The 16,598-nt window shown below is 56.5% G+C and carries 17 protein-coding genes; 6 read left to right on the top strand and 11 right to left on the bottom strand.

Annotation, left to right across the window (positions count from 1 at the left end; genetic code table 11):
* Both ACILRN_RS09415 and ACILRN_RS09410 read right to left on the bottom strand, forming a co-directional pair.
* On the bottom strand, positions 1-439 hold a 439-nt coding region (locus ACILRN_RS09415; protein ID WP_395687651.1), incomplete at its 3' end, for a CDP-alcohol phosphatidyltransferase family protein.
* 16 nt (positions 440-455) lie between these two features.
* A complete protein-coding gene (locus tag ACILRN_RS09410) occupies positions 456-1,571 on the bottom strand; it encodes a DUF2066 domain-containing protein (protein ID WP_395687649.1) in 1,116 nt (371 codons plus the stop codon).
* Positions 1,572-1,697: 126 nt separating this feature from the next.
* On the opposite strand from ACILRN_RS09410, the gene purM reads away from it, so the two are divergent.
* Genes purM through ACILRN_RS09395 form a run of 3 tightly spaced genes read left to right on the top strand, consistent with a single transcriptional unit; the run spans position 1,698 to position 4,305 of the window.
* Positions 1,698-2,780, top strand: a complete 1,083-nt coding sequence (purM, locus tag ACILRN_RS09405; RefSeq protein ID WP_395687648.1) for a phosphoribosylformylglycinamidine cyclo-ligase — start codon at positions 1,698-1,700, stop codon at positions 2,778-2,780.
* Positions 2,777-3,370 carry a phosphoribosylglycinamide formyltransferase gene (gene purN, locus ACILRN_RS09400; RefSeq protein WP_395687646.1) on the top strand — a complete coding sequence of 198 codons (594 nt, stop codon included), beginning with the start codon at positions 2,777-2,779 and terminating at the stop codon, positions 3,368-3,370. The genes purM and purN overlap by 4 nt, the downstream gene beginning before the upstream one ends.
* Positions 3,367-4,305 (top strand): nucleoside hydrolase, encoded by a 939-nt coding sequence (locus ACILRN_RS09395; protein ID WP_395687644.1) that lies wholly within the window; start codon positions 3,367-3,369, stop codon positions 4,303-4,305. The genes purN and ACILRN_RS09395 overlap by 4 nt, the downstream gene beginning before the upstream one ends.
* Before the next feature lie 221 nt (positions 4,306-4,526).
* Here ACILRN_RS09395 and ACILRN_RS09390 read toward each other — a convergent pair whose 3' ends face one another.
* Positions 4,527-6,617, bottom strand: coding sequence for a molybdopterin-dependent oxidoreductase (locus tag ACILRN_RS09390; protein WP_395687643.1), 2,091 nt, complete (start codon positions 6,615-6,617; stop codon positions 4,527-4,529).
* Between the two features lie 35 nt (positions 6,618-6,652).
* Between ACILRN_RS09390 and ACILRN_RS09385 the strand changes: the two genes are divergently transcribed.
* From ACILRN_RS09385 to ACILRN_RS09375, 3 genes are all read left to right on the top strand, one after another.
* Positions 6,653-7,390: a TrmH family RNA methyltransferase gene (locus ACILRN_RS09385; protein ID WP_395687641.1), complete on the top strand. Its 738-nt coding sequence runs from the start codon at positions 6,653-6,655 to the stop codon at positions 7,388-7,390.
* 131 nt (positions 7,391-7,521) lie between these two features.
* On the top strand, positions 7,522-9,945 hold the full coding sequence (locus tag ACILRN_RS09380) for an FAD-dependent oxidoreductase (protein WP_395687640.1): 2,424 nt from the start codon (positions 7,522-7,524) through the stop codon (positions 9,943-9,945).
* Entirely contained in the window at positions 9,942-10,841 is a 900-nt protein-coding gene (locus ACILRN_RS09375) for a DMT family transporter (protein ID WP_395687639.1), read from the top strand. Before ACILRN_RS09380 ends, ACILRN_RS09375 begins: the two co-directional genes overlap by 4 nt.
* 25 nt (positions 10,842-10,866) lie before the next feature.
* Here the strand turns inward: ACILRN_RS09375 and ACILRN_RS09370 are convergent, their stop codons facing one another.
* The 8 genes from ACILRN_RS09370 to ACILRN_RS09335 form a co-directional block, all read right to left on the bottom strand.
* Positions 10,867-11,508 (bottom strand): protein-L-isoaspartate(D-aspartate) O-methyltransferase, encoded by a 642-nt coding sequence (locus tag ACILRN_RS09370; protein ID WP_395687637.1) that lies wholly within the window; start codon positions 11,506-11,508, stop codon positions 10,867-10,869.
* On the bottom strand, positions 11,505-12,266 hold the full coding sequence (gene surE / locus ACILRN_RS09365; protein WP_395687636.1) for a 5'/3'-nucleotidase SurE: 762 nt from the start codon (positions 12,264-12,266) through the stop codon (positions 11,505-11,507). Before surE ends, ACILRN_RS09370 begins: the two co-directional genes overlap by 4 nt.
* Positions 12,267-12,270: 4 nt before the next feature.
* Positions 12,271-13,551, bottom strand: a complete 1,281-nt coding sequence (gene serS / locus ACILRN_RS09360) for a serine--tRNA ligase (RefSeq protein ID WP_395687634.1) — start codon at positions 13,549-13,551, stop codon at positions 12,271-12,273.
* 63 nt (positions 13,552-13,614) lie between these two features.
* Positions 13,615-14,433 (bottom strand): twin-arginine translocase subunit TatC, encoded by an 819-nt coding sequence (tatC, locus tag ACILRN_RS09355; RefSeq protein ID WP_395687632.1) that lies wholly within the window; start codon positions 14,431-14,433, stop codon positions 13,615-13,617.
* Positions 14,430-14,801, bottom strand: coding sequence for a Sec-independent protein translocase protein TatB (gene tatB, locus ACILRN_RS09350; RefSeq protein ID WP_395687630.1), 372 nt, complete (start codon positions 14,799-14,801; stop codon positions 14,430-14,432). The genes tatC and tatB overlap by 4 nt, the downstream gene beginning before the upstream one ends.
* A 41-nt stretch (positions 14,802-14,842) precedes the next feature.
* Positions 14,843-15,064 carry a twin-arginine translocase TatA/TatE family subunit gene (locus tag ACILRN_RS09345; protein ID WP_395687628.1) on the bottom strand — a complete coding sequence of 74 codons (222 nt, stop codon included), beginning with the start codon at positions 15,062-15,064 and terminating at the stop codon, positions 14,843-14,845.
* Positions 15,065-15,166: 102 nt separating this feature from the next.
* The gene (locus ACILRN_RS09340) at positions 15,167-16,303 is read right to left on the bottom strand and encodes an ABC transporter ATP-binding protein (protein WP_395687626.1); all 1,137 of its coding nucleotides are present in this window, start codon (positions 16,301-16,303) and stop codon (positions 15,167-15,169) included.
* Positions 16,304-16,365: 62 nt separating this feature from the next.
* Positions 16,366-16,598: diguanylate cyclase (locus ACILRN_RS09335; RefSeq protein WP_395687624.1), on the bottom strand; the 233-nt coding region annotated here is incomplete at its 5' end.

Raw genomic sequence — 16,598 nt, 5'->3', positions numbered from 1 at the left:
CCACAAGCGGCAACCGAGCGGCTGCTGCCCCGAGCACCGTCACCATGAACAGGATCTGCGCTACAGTGTTGACCTTGCTGACCATGAGCGGAACCACCCGAACCGGCTGATCCATCAGTCGCGATAGAAAAGCCGCGCCAACGATCAAGACATCGCGCGACACGACAACCAGCACCAGCCAGACGGGGATCATGTGCAAGAAACCAAGTGTGATGAAAATAGACACAAGAAGCGCCTTGTCGGCAACAGCATCGAGATAGGCCCCCAGAGTCGAGCGCCAGCCAAATCGCCGGGCGAGAAACCCATCGATGCCATCAGACAGCCCCGCCACAAGAAAAGCCACGAATGCCCAGACGAAGGCTCCGGATATGATCAGCCAGACGGTGAGCGGCACCATGAGAAGCCGCATCAGCGAAATCAGGTTTGGCAGATTGTGCATTGCCAAATCTCCGCTATCACAAGGGCTGGATCAGATATCCCGTGCCAGTTTGAAACAGGCCGAGGCCTGTCCGCTGCAAGTGATCCCGCAATTCTTCAAGCGTGTGGGTATAAACCAGCTTGATCACGGCACCATCGGCTGAGAGCGTTGCGAGATCAACGGCGGAAACATTGGGTGTCGTCAGTATACGGGAGCGAATGGCATTCCATTCGCGCGGCGAACCGAACGGTACAGTCACTGCGATCGACTGACGGGTGTTGGCGCCCCGGGTGGCTTCGGCAATCCGCGCAGCTTCCTGATATGCCTTCATGACTACGGTCTGGAACGCTCTGACTGCAGTATCCTCCGCCGTCACGCTGGACCCGGGCTCTGCGGCATAGACCTTGTTGATCGTTACGCGACCAAGCCGCGTGTCGCCCTCAACGAACACATGGACACCTCCTTGTTCGGCGGGTTGGGCCTGCACCACCAGCAGGCTGGGCGCACCATAACGCCGCCGAAGAGCTTCAAGCTTCAGGGCATCACCATTGACGGCGTCTTCGGCTGTCAAGGTCTCCGTGTCCTCAAGATCGCCGAGCGGAATGATGATTGGGACGATCCCTTGCTCACCCTTGAGGTCAATCCACGCCTGTCGCCACGGATTGTCCTCCCAGAGCTTCAAGCCATCGGGCGCCCTGAAAACGGGAACCACCAGAATCGGATCGGCCTGCTCAACCGGAACCCTGAAACCGTAACCAGCCAGGAACGGCTGCATCTTCTGAGGCAGGAACCGCACAGTGAACGTCCCCATGTACCTCCCGGGTGAGGCGCTTTCCTGCTCAATCGACAAGGAACGGAGGAAGGGGGCAATTTCCTCGGGCGTCATTTTCTTTTGAAGGTCGGTGGCAAGGTCAGGCGATCCCAGCCTTCCCACCAACTCGAAAAACGCCTTAACCTGGACCTCCATCAACGCCTGGTTCTTGGCCGAAGCGGCGTCCGTGCTGGTCACGTCAACGCTCACACCCTGAACGGCAAAGACATTGGTTTCAATCGGGCCCCCGATAGTGGCGGGCGCACCAATCAGGACCAGAGCCCAAAGTGCCAACAAAACCGGAAGGCCACGAAGGCCGCTCACCACCCACGAAACGATCAAATTGACGGTCCTAACTGTCCACAGAGAACGACGGCCGACTACAGAGGGTACTTTATTGCCACCGTACTTCAGGCTAAGCACGTCGAGCGAAAGACCTCCACCAGAGAATTGGGGCAATCTAGCGGCATGGCCCGAACGAAACAAGCAGCAGCAAGCCTGACTTATGCCGACGCAGGCGTTGATATCTCGGCTGGCAATGCGCTGGTCGAGGCTATCAAGCCTCTGGCCCGTTCGACCCGCCGAAAAGGTGCCGATTCGGCTCTGGGAGGCTTCGGAGGGCTGTTTGATCTCAAGGCTTGCGGCTTCAGAGACCCCGTGCTCGTGGCTGCCAATGATGGCGTTGGCACCAAGCTTCGAATTGCGATAGAAACCCGCCGACATCACGGCGTGGGCATCGACCTCGTGGCCATGTCAGTCAATGACCTGGTGGTACAGGGTGCCGAGCCGCTGTTTTTTCTGGACTATTACGCAACTGGAAGATTGAACGTGTCCGTTGCTCGAGACGTGATTGCCGGTATCGCAGATGGCTGTCGACTCGCTGGCTGCGCACTGATTGGAGGCGAAACGGCAGAGATGCCAGGAATGTATAACGGTGCCGACTATGACATTGCCGGATTTGCGGTTGGCGCGGCTGAGCGAAAACTGTTGCTGCCCCGCGAAGATATCCACACAGGGGATGTGATCCTCGGACTTTCCTCCTCGGGTCCACACTCAAATGGCTATTCCTTGATACGCAAACTGGTTGAGTGCAGTGGCCTGTCGTATTCTGCCAGAGCACCATTCGACCGGACGCGCAGGCTGTCAGAAGCCCTGCTCGAGCCTACCCGTATCTACGTCAAGTCTGTCCTGAAGGCCACTCGCGCGACAAATGCTGTGAAGGCTTTGGCCCACATAACGGGTGGCGGGTTTCTTGAGAACATACCTCGCGTGCTTCCAAAAAATACAGTTGCGGATATCGATCTGAATTCAGTTCCCTACCAGCCTGTATTCGCCTGGCTTCAATCGGTCGGCAACATCCCCGAGCGCGAGATGCTGCGAACATTCAATTGCGGCATAGGCATGATTGCGGTGGTCAGCGAACGGGACTCAAAGCGCGTGCAGGCCGTTCTTCGTCGTTCGGGCGAAGAAGTCACGCTGCTGGGCAAAATCCGTAAGCGCAGAGGTAGCGAGGGACAAGTTGCCTTGTCCGGTCACCTGACGGTGAAATGAGACGGTTCCGCGCAGCAGTCCTCATTTCAGGGCGAGGTTCAAATCTGCGAGCTCTGATCGAGGCAGCCCGCGCTGAAGACTATCCTGCCGAAGTTTCAGTTGTCATCTCGAACCGGGCGGACGCGCCGGGGCTGAGCTTCGCCGAAAACCAAGGCATTCCCGCACGACTGCTCGATAGGAAGTCCTATCCCTCGCGTCAGACATTTGAGGCTGCGCTTGACATGGCGCTGCGTGAACTGCGTATCGACTTGGTTGCTCTCGCTGGATTCATGCAGGTTTTAAGCCCTGTGTTCGTTGATGCATGGAAGGGGCGGATCGTTAACATTCATCCATCACTTCTGCCCGACTATCGAGGCCTCAATACCCATGAACGAGCACTGGCCGATGGCGCCAGCGTACACGGCTGCACCGTCCATCACGTAACATCTGAGCTCGATGCTGGTCCTGTCATCATGCAGGCAAGCGTGCCCATCCTAGAAGGCGATACTCCGGAGACGCTTGCAAAACGGGTCCTGCAGGAAGAGCACCGTCTCTATCCAAAGGCTCTCGCATCTCTTGCCGACCAACTGTCGCCGAAGCTGCCACGATGACACTGCCCATAATCATTGATACTGACCCGGGTCAGGATGATGCAGTCGCCATAATGCTCGCCCTCGCCTCTCCCGAGATCGAAGTTCTTGGCCTCACGACTGTAGCTGGCAATGTTCCCGTGCACCTGACGTCGATGAATGCCCTCAAGGTATGTGAACTTGCTGGTCGCCAGGAAATTCCCGTCTTCGCTGGGGCTGCCCGGCCATTGGTCCGTTCGCCGGTCACAGCCGAGGAGGTACACGGCCGAACTGGTCTTGATGGACCCATCCTTCCCGTTCCCAAAATGCCTTTGCAAACCACTTACGCGGTAGACTTCATTGTCGACACCTTGATGGCTCGTCCGGCGGGAACGGTTACCGTCTGCACACTTGGCCCGCTTACCAACCTCGGCCTCGCACTCTTGCGTGAACCCCGGATCGCCACCAGGATCCGCCAGATCGTCACCATGGGCGGCGGCTACTTTGAACAGGGAAACATCACGCCGTCAGCAGAGTTCAACATATATGTCGATCCCCACGCCGCCCGGCTCGTCCTTGAGTCCGGCGCACCAATCACGCTTATTCCTCTCGATTGTACGCATCAATTGCTAACAACTAAAGCGCGCGTTTCGCAATTCAAGAAAATGCAAAATCTCGCAGGCCCAGCGATTGCCGATATGCTGGAGTTCTTCGAGCGCTATGATGAGGCAAAATATGGCCCCGACGATGCTCCTCTCCACGACCCTAGCGTAATTGCATGGCTGCTTGAGCCAACACTGTTCGAGGGCAAATTGGTAAACGTATCCATCGAATGTGAATCCCAACTCACAATGGGCGCCACAGTCATTGATTGGTGGAGGGTCACCGGTCGACCGCACAATGCAATGGTCATTGGTTCAGCCAACGCAGAGGGCTTCTTCAAGCTACTCTCTACACGCATTGCCCGCTTACCGTGACGGATTCAACCCAGAGCAAGAACCTACCTGACTGAAACAACCCACCCGGTTGCGTTGGTGCGAACCGGACGTCTGCGGCCACCGAATCCAAAGGGCTGGGGTCTTTCGCGCCGCGGTGACGCCGGGTAGTTCGGCCGCGCCACCAGCACGCTCTTCACCATTCTCGTGGCCACAACGCCAAGCGCCTCTTGCGACCTGTTTCAATCAGGCCGGCTCAAGGTCTAGGCAGCGCGGATCCAGACCCTGTTGTCATGAAATGCACCGCCACCGTTGGGAGCCGGCTGGTCGCAGCCTGTGAGAGCGTTGATTCCACTTCCATTCTCATGGGCGTCATTTGGCCAGATGGATTCCGCAATCAAAACGCCACGTCTCTGGCCTGATTGTGCCTTTGCATGAAGTACCACTTCACCGCGGGCACTGCCAATCCTCACCTTCTGTCCATCCAAGAGACCCAATTGCCTCAGGTCCTCGGGATGAACAAACACCGTTGGGCGTCCTTCCCGCTTTAGAGACGAGGGAGTTTCGGTAAAAGTCGAGTTGAGAAATCTGCGGGCCGGACTTGTCGCGAGCCGGAATGGGTAATCAACAGTCGCTTCCTCGATCAGCGTGCAATGATCTGGAAAAACCGGCAAATCATGGACAGGCCCAACCGGTTTTTCAGTGCTGCGGAAGCGAACCCTGTGCCAGTCGGCCTTGAAATGGAACTTGCCATCCGTATGCCCAAATCCACTCAGGAAATGCGCGCGCTCGAAACTCGGCATCACGTCCACCCAACTCTCCCGCTGAAGGACGTCGAGACTGGGCTTGCGTGAATTTGCCAGCGTCCAGTCAATCAACTCCAGTGGGGTCATCTGGAAACCAGGATGATCCGCGCCCAGGCCTACTGCAAGGTCACATATCACATCATGATTGCTGCGGCACTCGCCAGGCGGTTCCACAAGCTTTCGTCCGAGCAACAAATGGGAATGCCCCCCGCCCTGGTAGATGTCATCATGCTCAAGAAACATAGTCGCGGGAAGCACTATATCCGCATAACGCGCTGTCTCGGTCATGAATTGTTCATGCACGCAGGTAAAGAGATCCTCTCGTGCGAGACCGGCCTTGACCTTGTTCTGGTCCGGAGCCACGGACGCAGGGTTCGTATTCTGCACCAGAAGCATCTTGACGGGCGGCCCACCCTGCAGATCGTAAGGATCCGAAAGCAGCACCGGTCCGATACGACTCTGATCAAGGATGCGAATGCCGGCTTTTCTGGCGTCCAATCCCTCAATCATCGTCTTGTTCATGCCATACATGCCGCTATTCGAGTGTAAAGCGCCACCACCCTCATATTGCCATGCACCTGTTACTGCCGGAATGCAGGACACAGCATGCATATTGACTGCTCCATTGCGGGACCGCGTAAAGCCGTAGCCAATCCGAAAGTAGGTTTTCCGTGTTCTACCGATGAGCCGAGCAAAAGACTCGATTTCCGCGACAGGAATGTCACAAATCTTTGAGGCCCACTCCGGCGTCCTACTGCTGAGATGGGCTTCGAACTCGCGTGGTGCATCCGTATAGCGCTCTAGGTAGTTCCAGTCGGCAAAGCCCTCCTTGAAGAGTACGTTCATTATTGCGCAGGCCAACGCGCCGTCGGTGCCAGGGCGAATCAGCAACTTGACGTCTGCTTGCTGCATCGTCCCCGTCTCATAGATATCCACGCATGCAATCTTGGCACCCCGCATCTTCCGCGCCATCATGGCATGGGTCATCACGTTGACCTGGGTGTTCACCGGATTGCCACCCCAGATCACGATCAGGTCGGACGTCTGCATCTCCCGGGGATCTACGCCAGAGACACTTCCGGTTCCTGCCAGATAACCTGTCCAGGAAAGCGCAACGCAGAATGTGTCTCCCAGATTTGAATAACCCTTCACGTGGCGAAGTCGATTGATGCCATCGCGCATCACATAGCCCATCGTTCCAGCATAGAAATATGGCCAGACCGATGTTGGACCATAAGATGTTTCAGCTCTCAGCATCGCCTCAGCCGTCTCCGACAGGGCGTCGTCCCACGAGATTTGCTGAAACTCCCCTGACCCCTTGGGACCCTTGCGCTTCAGCGGGTAGAGCAACCTATCCTTGTGATGGATCCGCTCTGCGTACCGTGCCACTTTCTCACAGATCACCCCAAGCGTGTAGGAATTATCTTTGGCACCTCGGACGCGGCCAATGGTATGGCTATCAATAAGTTCTACCTCCAGCGCACAGGCTGATGGGCAGTCGTGTGGACAGACCGACTTACCGGTCCGGATTTCAGGACGGATGTTCATGGAAACTATCTATAGCGCAGGCTAGAACAGCCGTCATGCTTACCATCACCTCGTCTCAAAACCCCACGATCAAGCTGATACGCTCTCTGACCGACAAGAAGCGCCGTCTGGAGACGGGGCTTTTTGTTGCAGAAGGCCCTAAGGTACTGGCGCGTGCCCGGGAACAGGGCTGGGAACCTCGTTACCTGCTATCCACCACACAGCCAGAGCCTTGGGGCAACGCCGTACTGATGCGGGTCGAGGAAAAGCTCATGGCGAGCCTGAGCGCCCAGACTAACCCTCCAAGCCTATTGGGCGTTTTTGATCAGAAACTGGCGCTGGACGTAGAACCAAGGGGTGTCTGGTTGGCGCTTGAGGACCTGCGTGACCCCGGAAATCTTGGTACGATCATCCGCACGGCCGATGCTTTCGGGGCCACCGGCATCATTCTTGTCGGCTCAGCCTGCGACCCATTCTCTCCGGATTGTGTGCGCGCTACCATGGGATCGATATTTGCCATCCCTATTGTTAAACATTCCAGAGAAGCGTTTCTTGACCTGCTGCGGTCCTGGCCGGGCGAAAGTGTCGGCACCAGCCTCACTGCAACTTCCAGCTTCCGTCAAAGCTACAAGGGACCCCTGCTAGTCGTCATGGGAAGCGAGGGCTCAGGCCTGTCACAAGACACTGCCGGCAGTTGCGCCAAACTTGTGCATATTCCGATGCGCGGAGGCGCACAATCCCTCAATGTCGCGGTGGCCGCGGGGCTGATGCTATTTGAGATCCAAAAACCCTGATGAAGCCAATTCACCACCCATGGCCAGATTTTGCCTTAAAAACAAATGCGGATGGTTGAAGAAAATTTGACTGGCGCTTGAGCCTCCCTCCTCCCCGGACTATTCTGATGTTTCTTGTGCTGGAGACGCAGATGAAATCGCATGCGCGTGTGGGAATTGTGGGTGGCGGCGTGATGGGGGTAGGACTGCTCTACCACCTCGCGCTTGAAGGCTGGACAGACGTCATCCTCATCGAAAAGGGTGAACTGACTTCCGGCTCGACCTGGCACGCCGCAGGGCAATGCCCGCATTTCAACGGTTCGCTCAACATGACCAAGGTTCATGTCTATGGAACCCAGCTTTACCCCCGGCTTGAGAAGCTTACCGGTCAGGCGGTATCCTGGCACGGTTGTGGCGGCTTGCGTCTGGCGACGACCGACGAAGAGGTCAACTGGCTCAAGTACGTGTATGGCATCTCGCGGCTTGCCGGTTATGAATGCGAAATCATCGGCCCATCGGAAATCAAGCAGTATCATCCCTATCTCGAAACCTTCGGCATCAAGGCCGCCTTCCGCACCGTCCACGACGGCCATGTTGCGCCCGCCGATATCACCAATGCGATGGCAGCAGGCGCGCGCCAGCTAGGGGCAGAAATCTATCGCCGCAACCGCGCGATGGACATCAAGCTCCTGCCTAACGGCGAATGGCGCATCTTCACAGAGCAAGGCACCATCGATTGCCAGCATGTCGTGAATGCAGCCGGATCCTATTGCGACGTCGTCGGCTCATGGACTGGCCACAACGTGCCAATCGCCAACATGCTCCACCACTACGTCATTACCGAGCCTCTGAAAGAACTGATCGACCTAGAGATGGAATTGCCAGTCGTGCGCGATCCCTATTCGCATGCGTATCTACGCGAGGAGACAAACGGCGTGCTGGTTGGACCTTACGAGACCGCCACGGCCCATGTCTGCTGGGACGGCAAACCACCCCGCTGGGACTATGAAAGCGAGCTCGAGCCCGACGAACTCGATCGCATCATGCCTTGGCTCGAGAAAGCCACGGAACGATTGCCTCTTTTCGGCCAGACCGGTATCAAGTCGATCATATCCGGCGCCATCACCCATACCCCGGATGGCGTGTACCTGTCCGGTCCCGCACCTGGCCCGCGGAACTACTGGATGCACTGCGGCGCATCGATTGGCATCTGCCAAGGCGGTGGCGCAGGCAAATATCTGGCTCAATGGATGGTGCATGGCCAGGCTGAAATCAACATGCGCGAATTCGATCCCAGGCGGTTCGGCAACTGGGCAACCAAGAACTATACGGCCGAGGTATCCGTGGCCGACTACCACCATATGTATTACTGCTACAAACCAGCAGAACAGCATGCAGTCGGCCGAGGACTTCGCAAGTCCTCGCTTTATGAACACTTGAAAGCCCAGGGCGCACAGTTTGCGCAGATATTCGGCTGGGAGCGTCCACGCTGGTACGACAAATCGGATAGTGGTGAAAACTATTCCTTCAAGCGATCCAACTGGTGGGAAGCGGTGCGCCAGGAAGCTCTAGCAGTCCGAGAGCGTGTAGGGCTCATGGACCTCTCAACCTTCTCAAAATATGAAGTGACCGGCAAGGATGCCTATTCATTCCTGGATCGCATCTGCGCCAACAAGATTCCGGGCAAGGATGGCGGTATCATCCTTGGTCACCTCCTCAACCAGAACGGCTTCATCGAATCAGAGATAACCGTGACACGGCTGGGGCCGCAGCATTTTTATGTCCTTTCCGCGGCAGCTGCCCAGCTGCACGACCTCGACCAGCTCAACTGGCGCAAGACCGCGTCAGAGGACGTCACGATCGCGGACGTGACGGATGATTTCGGCGTCCTTGTCCTTGCCGGACCATTATCCCGCGAGGTGCTCGGACAGTGCACGGCAACCGACCTCACCAACCCAGCCTTCCGCTGGCTGACCGGAAAGATCACCACGGTAGCAGGCGTTCCAGGAGTTCGTCTGCTCCGCGTCAACTATGTTGGCGAACTGGGCTGGGAACTTCACATACCCATGGCCAAAATGCCTACGGTTTACGATGCTCTGATGGCAGCCGGCACGCCGCATGGTATCCGGCTGTTCGGCACCTATGCAATGAACTCGCTACGCATGGAGAAGGCCTATCGTGGCTGGGGGTCGGAACTAACGACCGAGATTGACATGATTGAAGCCTCAATGGAGCGCTTCCTGCGCCTCGATAAATCCGATTTCATCGGCAAGGCTCCCACCCTCGTCAACCAGCAGCGCGGCCCGCGCATGAAGCTCGTCTACTTGGAGGTCGACAATACTGACTCCGATTGCGTCGGCAATGAGCCTGTCTATTCCGGCGACAAACTGGTGGGAGTCACCACGTCAGGTGGTTTCGGCCACAAGATCGGTAAGTCGCTCGCCTTCGCCTACGTGCCACCAGATATGACTGCAGCAGGAACCGAGTTTAGCATAATGATGTTCACGCAGAGCCGTAAGGCTCGGATCATAGCCGAGCCAGCCTGGGATCCGGAGAATCAACGATTGAAGGTTTGAGCTTGAAATTGCGACCTCACCGGTCGCTGATTGGAATCGGATTGATGCTGGGCGCCATGGCCCTGCTTCCATTTCTAGACGTGGTCGCCAAACATCTGGGTCGTCAGGGTGTACCCGTCATGCAGGTTGTCTGGGCGCGACTGTTTTTTGGCGCCTTGATAACATTTCCAATCGCCCTGCGCCTCGGCGGTCTGAGCGGACTGCGCCCCAACATGCCAATCATGCATACGTTCAGGGCAAGCCTTATCATCGCGGCAACCGCTTTTTTCTTTGCCGCGCTCCAATACATGTCAATCGCAGAAACCCTCGCCATCTTCTTTGTTCAGCCACTTGTTGTCACCATGCTCTCGCCGCTCATGCTTGGCGAGCATGTGGGGGTCAGACGATGGCTTGCAGTGTTTGTTGGTTTCAGCGGCACACTGATCATCATCCGACCCGGCTTTCAGGAACTGAACCCTGGCATGCTCCTCGCTCTCTTGTCGGGGGTAAGTCTGGCGATCTACCTGATATTCACCCGCAAGATTGCAGGATCAGCACCTGCCATGCTGACCACCTTTTATACGAACATCGCAGGGGCCGTCTTGATGTGCATCTTGGTCGCTTTCTTCTGGAAAACGCCGACATATACCCAATGGGGCCTATTTGTGCTTCTCGCCCTGATCGCCTGCCTTGGGCACTATCTTATCGTCAAGGCCTATGATTATGCTGAGGCTTCACTCCTTGCCCCGCTGGCCTACACAGAGATGATTATGGCGACCTTTGCGGGCTGGTATTTCTTTGGGGACTTTCCTGATTACTGGACCTTCGTTGGTGTAAGCGTACTCATTTCATCCGCGATCTATATATCTTGGCGAGAACGGATAAGACACGCGCCACCAAACAACGACTTTGAGTAGCCCACAGCTCAACGGACCCGAACACTCAGCCTTCGTCCGGCATTCCTCTAACCAGTGGTACAAACCGTACTGGTAACAAGTGCTCACGTTCGAATCCTCTTGAATGCCGCCGCAAGCGCCACAGATCCTGTTTACCCGACCTCTCCTCCAGCGGAAACACCATGATGCCGCCCAGAGACAGCTGAGAGCACAGCACCTCGGGTATCTCATGCGCCGCAGCGGTCACCATAATGCGTTCAAAAGGTGCGTGATCGGGGAACCCCTCGTTTCCATCACCAACTCTTTGTGTGATGTTCGTCAGACCAGCGGCCACAAATCGCTCGTGTGCAATATCAGCGAGCGTCCGATACCGCTCAACCGTGTATACATGACGGCACATTTTGCTCAGTACGGCACACTGATAACCAGAGCCTGTTCCAATCTCCAGTGCGCGATGAAAAGGTTCGATCTTCAGAGCCTCCGTCATCAGTGCGACGATATAGGGCTGGGAAATCGTCTGTCCGCAGGAAATCGGCAGAGCTTGATTGGCATAAGCCTGGTCAGCAAATGCCTCCTCGACAAAGACCTCACGAGGGACATTCGCTATGGCCGCCAGAACCCGCTCATCCGTTATGCCCTGCTGGCGCAATCCAGTGACAAGCTGTTCACGGCGGCGGTCCGCGCTCACCGCCCGTCCAGCACCGCGCGAACGGCGTCCATTGCCTCGAGTTGAGTGAGGTTCATATGAAGCGGAGTGACTGAAATCCGTCGGTTGAACACTGCCCAGAGGTCGGTTCCTACGGGTGGGTTACCGCGCTCACGCTTGAAACCCAGCCAATAATAATTATTGCCGCGCATGTCGACACGTTCATCAACATGCAGCAGATTGACATCGCGCTTGCCCTGCCGCGTAACCTCGATGCCCTGAACCTCGTCAGCCCGACAATCTGGAAAATTCACATTCATCAACGTGCCAGCTCCAAAACTCAGCTCAACGAGCTTCGCCACCACACGCGACCCGTGTTCTTCTGCTACCTCATAGGAAAACCCGTTCCCATGGATGCCGGTCACCTGACTGAGGGCGATCGACTTGAAACCAAGCTGCGTTCCCTCCATCGCAGCTGCTATCGTCCCTGAGTAGGTAACATCATCAGCAATATTCTGGCCACGGTTCACACCGGAAAGAACGAGATCGGGATCTCCCGGCAAGATCTTCCTCGCTGCCATGACCACGCAGTCTGTCGGTGTACCTGCAACTTCGTAGCGACGCGTTTCTATCTTTCGAAAGCGAATCGGTTCAGCGAGCGACAGGGAATGGCCAGCACCAGAGTTCTCTTCGGCAGGAGCAACGATCCAGACATCGTCAGACAACGTACGGGCAATCCGCTCGAGCGTCTCCAGACCCGGAGCGTGTATGCCATCATCATTCGTTACAAGAATTCGCATGAGTTCACTCCCGGCTGATCCTGTCCATGCCACCCATATAGGAGCGAAGCTTCTGCGGGATGGTAACGCTGCCATCTGCGTTCTGATAAGTCTCAAGCACTGCAACCAGCGTACGACCAACCGCAAGACCAGATCCATTCAGGGTATGCAGGTAACGCGTCCCTTTGCCGTCTTTTGGCTTGTAGCGCGACTCCATGCGGCGAGCCTGAAAATCACCACACACCGAACAAGACGAAATCTCCCTGTAGGCATTCTGCCCGGGCAACCAGACTTCGATATCATAGGTCATGCGACTTCCAAAACCCATATCTCCAGAACACAGCAACATCACACGGTAGGGTAGGCCCAGCTCTTGAAGCACACTTTCCGCCGCCCCAGTCATGCGCTCCAACTCTGCTCGGGATTGCTCTGGCGTGGTTATCGAAACAAGTTCGACTTTCGAAAACTGGTGCTGCCTGATCATTCCTCTGGTATCGCGGCCGGCTGCCCCAGCCTCTGCGCGAAAACACGGCGTATAGGCCGTGATACGCAACGGCAAGTCTCTCTCGTCAAGAATTTGCCCCTGAACCAGATTGGTGAGCGACACCTCGGCGGTTGGAATTAGCCAGCGGCCATCAACTGTACGGAACAGGTCATCAGCAAACTTCGGCAACTGCCCCGTTCCAAACATAGCTGCATCATTGACCAGATACGGAACATAACACTCCGTATAACCATTCACCGCGGTCTGGTGATCCAGCATGAATTGAGCAAGGGCGCGTTCAAGTTTTGCCAGATGTTTCTTCATGACCACGAAGCGCGCGCCTGAAAGCCGGGCTGCCAATTCGAAGTCCATCTGGCCGAGCCACTCCCCGATCTCGAAATGCTGGCGCGGTGCAAAAGCAAACTGTGGCGCCTCGCCCCATCTCCTGATCTCAACGTTACCGCTTTCGTCAGTACCGTCAGGAACTTCGGCCAGCGGCAGATTGGGAATGACGGCCAGCGCCTCTGATAACCGTTGGTCAAGCTCTCTTTCGGTCGACTCACCGGCAGCTATGGTCTCTTTCAAAGATCCCATCTCCAGCTTGAGCGCCGAGGCTCGCATCGTGTCTCCCGCCTTCACGGCCTCCCCAACCTCCTTGGATGCAGAGTTTCGCCGAGCCTGCGCTTCCTGCAGTTTCTGAATCTGTTCACGCCGTTCTGCATCCAACCGCAATAGATCTGCCGACAGGGCTGGCAGCCCCCGGCGAGCGAGTCCCTGATCAAAACCTTGGGGATCATCGCGTATGAGCTTTATGTCATGCATGTCGTGCTAATCCTCTTCGCGACTTCAATGGAGCCGGGCGAACGCAGGGAAAAGGCCGATCCCTCAAGTCGAGTCCTTCGTCAGGTCATTCGCGGTATTTTCCTGAGCTTCCTCTGCAGCTTGCCGCTTCTTGCGGCGATATTCCAGAAACCGAACCGCCTGTACCGATAATTCGTAAAGCCCCAGGAGCGGCACTGCCATGGCAATCTGGGAGATGGGATCAGGTGGAGTTAGGATCGCTGCCACTACAAATACCCCAACAATCGCAAACTTCCGTCCGCTCTTGAGCTGCTGATAACCAAGTATCCCAACCTGACCGAGAAGAGTGAGTATCACTGGTAACTGGAAGCAAAGGCCAAACGCCAGTATCAGCATCATGACGAAATCCAGATAGGCCTCAATATCTGGCATAAGCTGTATGCCCGGACCGTCGACGCCAGTCCCAGCCGCAAGTGCATAGAAAAAGTGGATGGCAACTGGCAGCAAGAAGAAATAAACCAGCGCCGCTCCCAGCAGAAAAAACACCGGCGTAGCGAGCAGGTATGGTAGGAAGGCCTGTTTTTCGTGGGAATAAAGCCCAGGCGCAACGAAACGGTAGATCTGGGTCGCAATCAGAGGAAAACCGATGAACAATCCGCCAAAGAACGCAATCTTCAATTTTACCAGAAACACGCCAAGCAGCTTGATTGAAATGAGAGACACATCCTGGCCAGTCCCCCAGCGAAACGGAAGGATCAGGTAATGCAGAATATCTGATGAAAAAAAGAAGCTTCCGATGAAGGCGACAGCAAAGCCAATCACACAATAAATCAAACGCGTCCGCAACTCGATCAGGTGCTCGATCAGCGGGGCCTCGGACGCGTCAATATCCTGTTGCGTCATGTGGCGGTACTGTCCAGTTTCTCCGATCCCGCTGCCCGAGGCGCATCTGGCTCAGGCACGACACCAAAGTACTTGCGGAAGTCATCCTCGAGTTTTTTCTTGTCATCAACCGCCGAGAGCTTCTTGGTGGGCTCAGCAACATTGCCGACGTTGCGGATATTGTCGATTTCCTTCTTGACCTCGTCGAAACCGGAGTCTTTCAGGGCGCCATCCAAATGACCTTGAAATTCGCGTGCCATTCCACGCATCTTGGCCAGCGTCTTGCCAAAAGCGCGCAAAACGCGCGGCAGGTCCTTGGGCCCGATGACGATGACCGCCACCACAGCAACCACGAACATCTCGCTGTAGCCGAAACCGAAATCGAACATACCCCTGCCCGGCTGCTGGCCGTCAGAAACGCCTTGAGCGCCTAGGACTTGGCTTTTTCTGTTTCAGACTTCACAGTCGCATGCTGTTCGATTGGCTTGGGCTCTGCTGCAGCCGCCGTCGGCTCGTCATCGGCCATGCCTTTCTTGAAGCTCTTGATGCCCTTGGCAACATCCCCCATCAAATCCGAGACTTTGCCACGCCCAAACAACAGCACCACAACCAGAATGACCAAAGCCCAGTGCCAAAACGACATCGCGCCCATGAAACAGACTCCCTTATACTGGAGAGAGAGTGGCCTCTCCCCCGCTTAACTTGGCGCACTAAAGCACAAAACCCGGGCGGGCCGCAACCGACGCCAATGCGTTCAGGGATTTGCTGCCAAAAGCGGCTTTTCGAAGACAAATACATGAGATGGGTCTATCGAAAAAAAGGCTGTCCCCCCGCGCGAAGGAGCCCGGCGGGCGTCGATCAAGGCCGTCAGCGGGTCTTCAATACCCTTGAACAGAACACTGCACTTGACGTCATCGCCCTGGAAACGGCTTTCAATTACCAACCCCTCCAGACCAGAGCCGTCAGGAGCATGTCGAAGTCCTTGCGGGCGGATCAAGACAAGAGCCTCCGCGGCATTGAAACCCTTAGGAAGAACAAATGCCCCAAGCGGCGTTTCGACGCGCCCCTCCATCACCAGCCCTGCAACCTCATTCGTGTCGGAAAAAAAGCGAGCGGCGGAAGCATCAATCGGTTGACGATAGAGTTGTTCCGGAGTTCCGGCCTGAACCATTCGCCCCTGCCGCATCAGAAAAATGCGGTCCGCAAGTCCCATAGCCTCCACCGGGTCGTGGGTTACCAGAAGACACGAAGCCCGTGTTTCACGGAGCAAGGTCAGGGTCTCTGCACGTACCGACTCCCGGAGCCGCTGGTCGAGGCCCGAGAAGGGTTCATCCATCAGCATCACTTGCGGGCGCGGCACGAGCGCACGGGCAAGGGCCACTCGCTGCTGTTCACCACCCGACAGGTGATGTGGGAAGCTGGCAGCGTAATGGGGCAGACCCACACGTTCGAGCGCATGCCGGGCAATTGTCATGGCGTCTGCGCGTGGCAGGCTCTTCAGCCCAAACGCCACATTGTCCAGAATCGAGAGATGCGGAAAAAGGGCAAAATCCTGAAACATCAACCCGATGTTCCGGCGCTCCGGAGGAACAAAGCGGTTCGGTCCCGCCACCTCCCGCTCGTCCAAAAGAACCCGGCCAGAGTCAGGTTTTTCAATTCCCGCAGCGAGCCGCAAGAGGGTGGTCTTACCGCAACCGGAAGGACCAAGCAGACAGACAATCTCGCCAGGCGCAAGGCTGAATGTCACATCGAGAACGGCATCGGTTTTTCCGAATCGCTTGCCAACCAATTCAAAAGTCAGGAGCCCGCCAAAGGTTGCCCCCGCAGTACCTCGCTGGCCCCACCGGCCAGCTTCCCGCCCCCCGGACCACATGGTGTGACTGACGCTCATGCTGGACAGCCGTCTACAATGTTTGCCCCGCCAGCGCAAAGGCTGCCACGAGAGCCACGAGCCTAAGCTGCAAACGGTACTACCCGGTTCCGCCCTTCGTTTTTTGCACGGTAAAGCGCCCGATCGGCACGCTTGAGCAAACCTTCGGCGGAATCATCCCCAGATCCGATACTTGCAACTCCAAGCGAGGCCGTAATGGTCAGGGTGCATCCAGAACCGGGATTGAAGGGCTTCGATGCAACTGCCCTTCGAATTCGCTCGCCAATGCGCTCAGCGGTGGCAAGATCAGTTTCTG

The sequence above is a fragment of the Aestuariivirga sp. genome (assembly GCF_044238155.1).
In the GTDB taxonomy this organism is placed as follows: Bacteria; Pseudomonadota; Alphaproteobacteria; order Rhizobiales; family Aestuariivirgaceae; genus Aestuariivirga.
The sequence above is the reverse complement of the archived record's forward strand: the minus strand, read 5'-3'. Positions and strand labels throughout refer to the sequence as shown.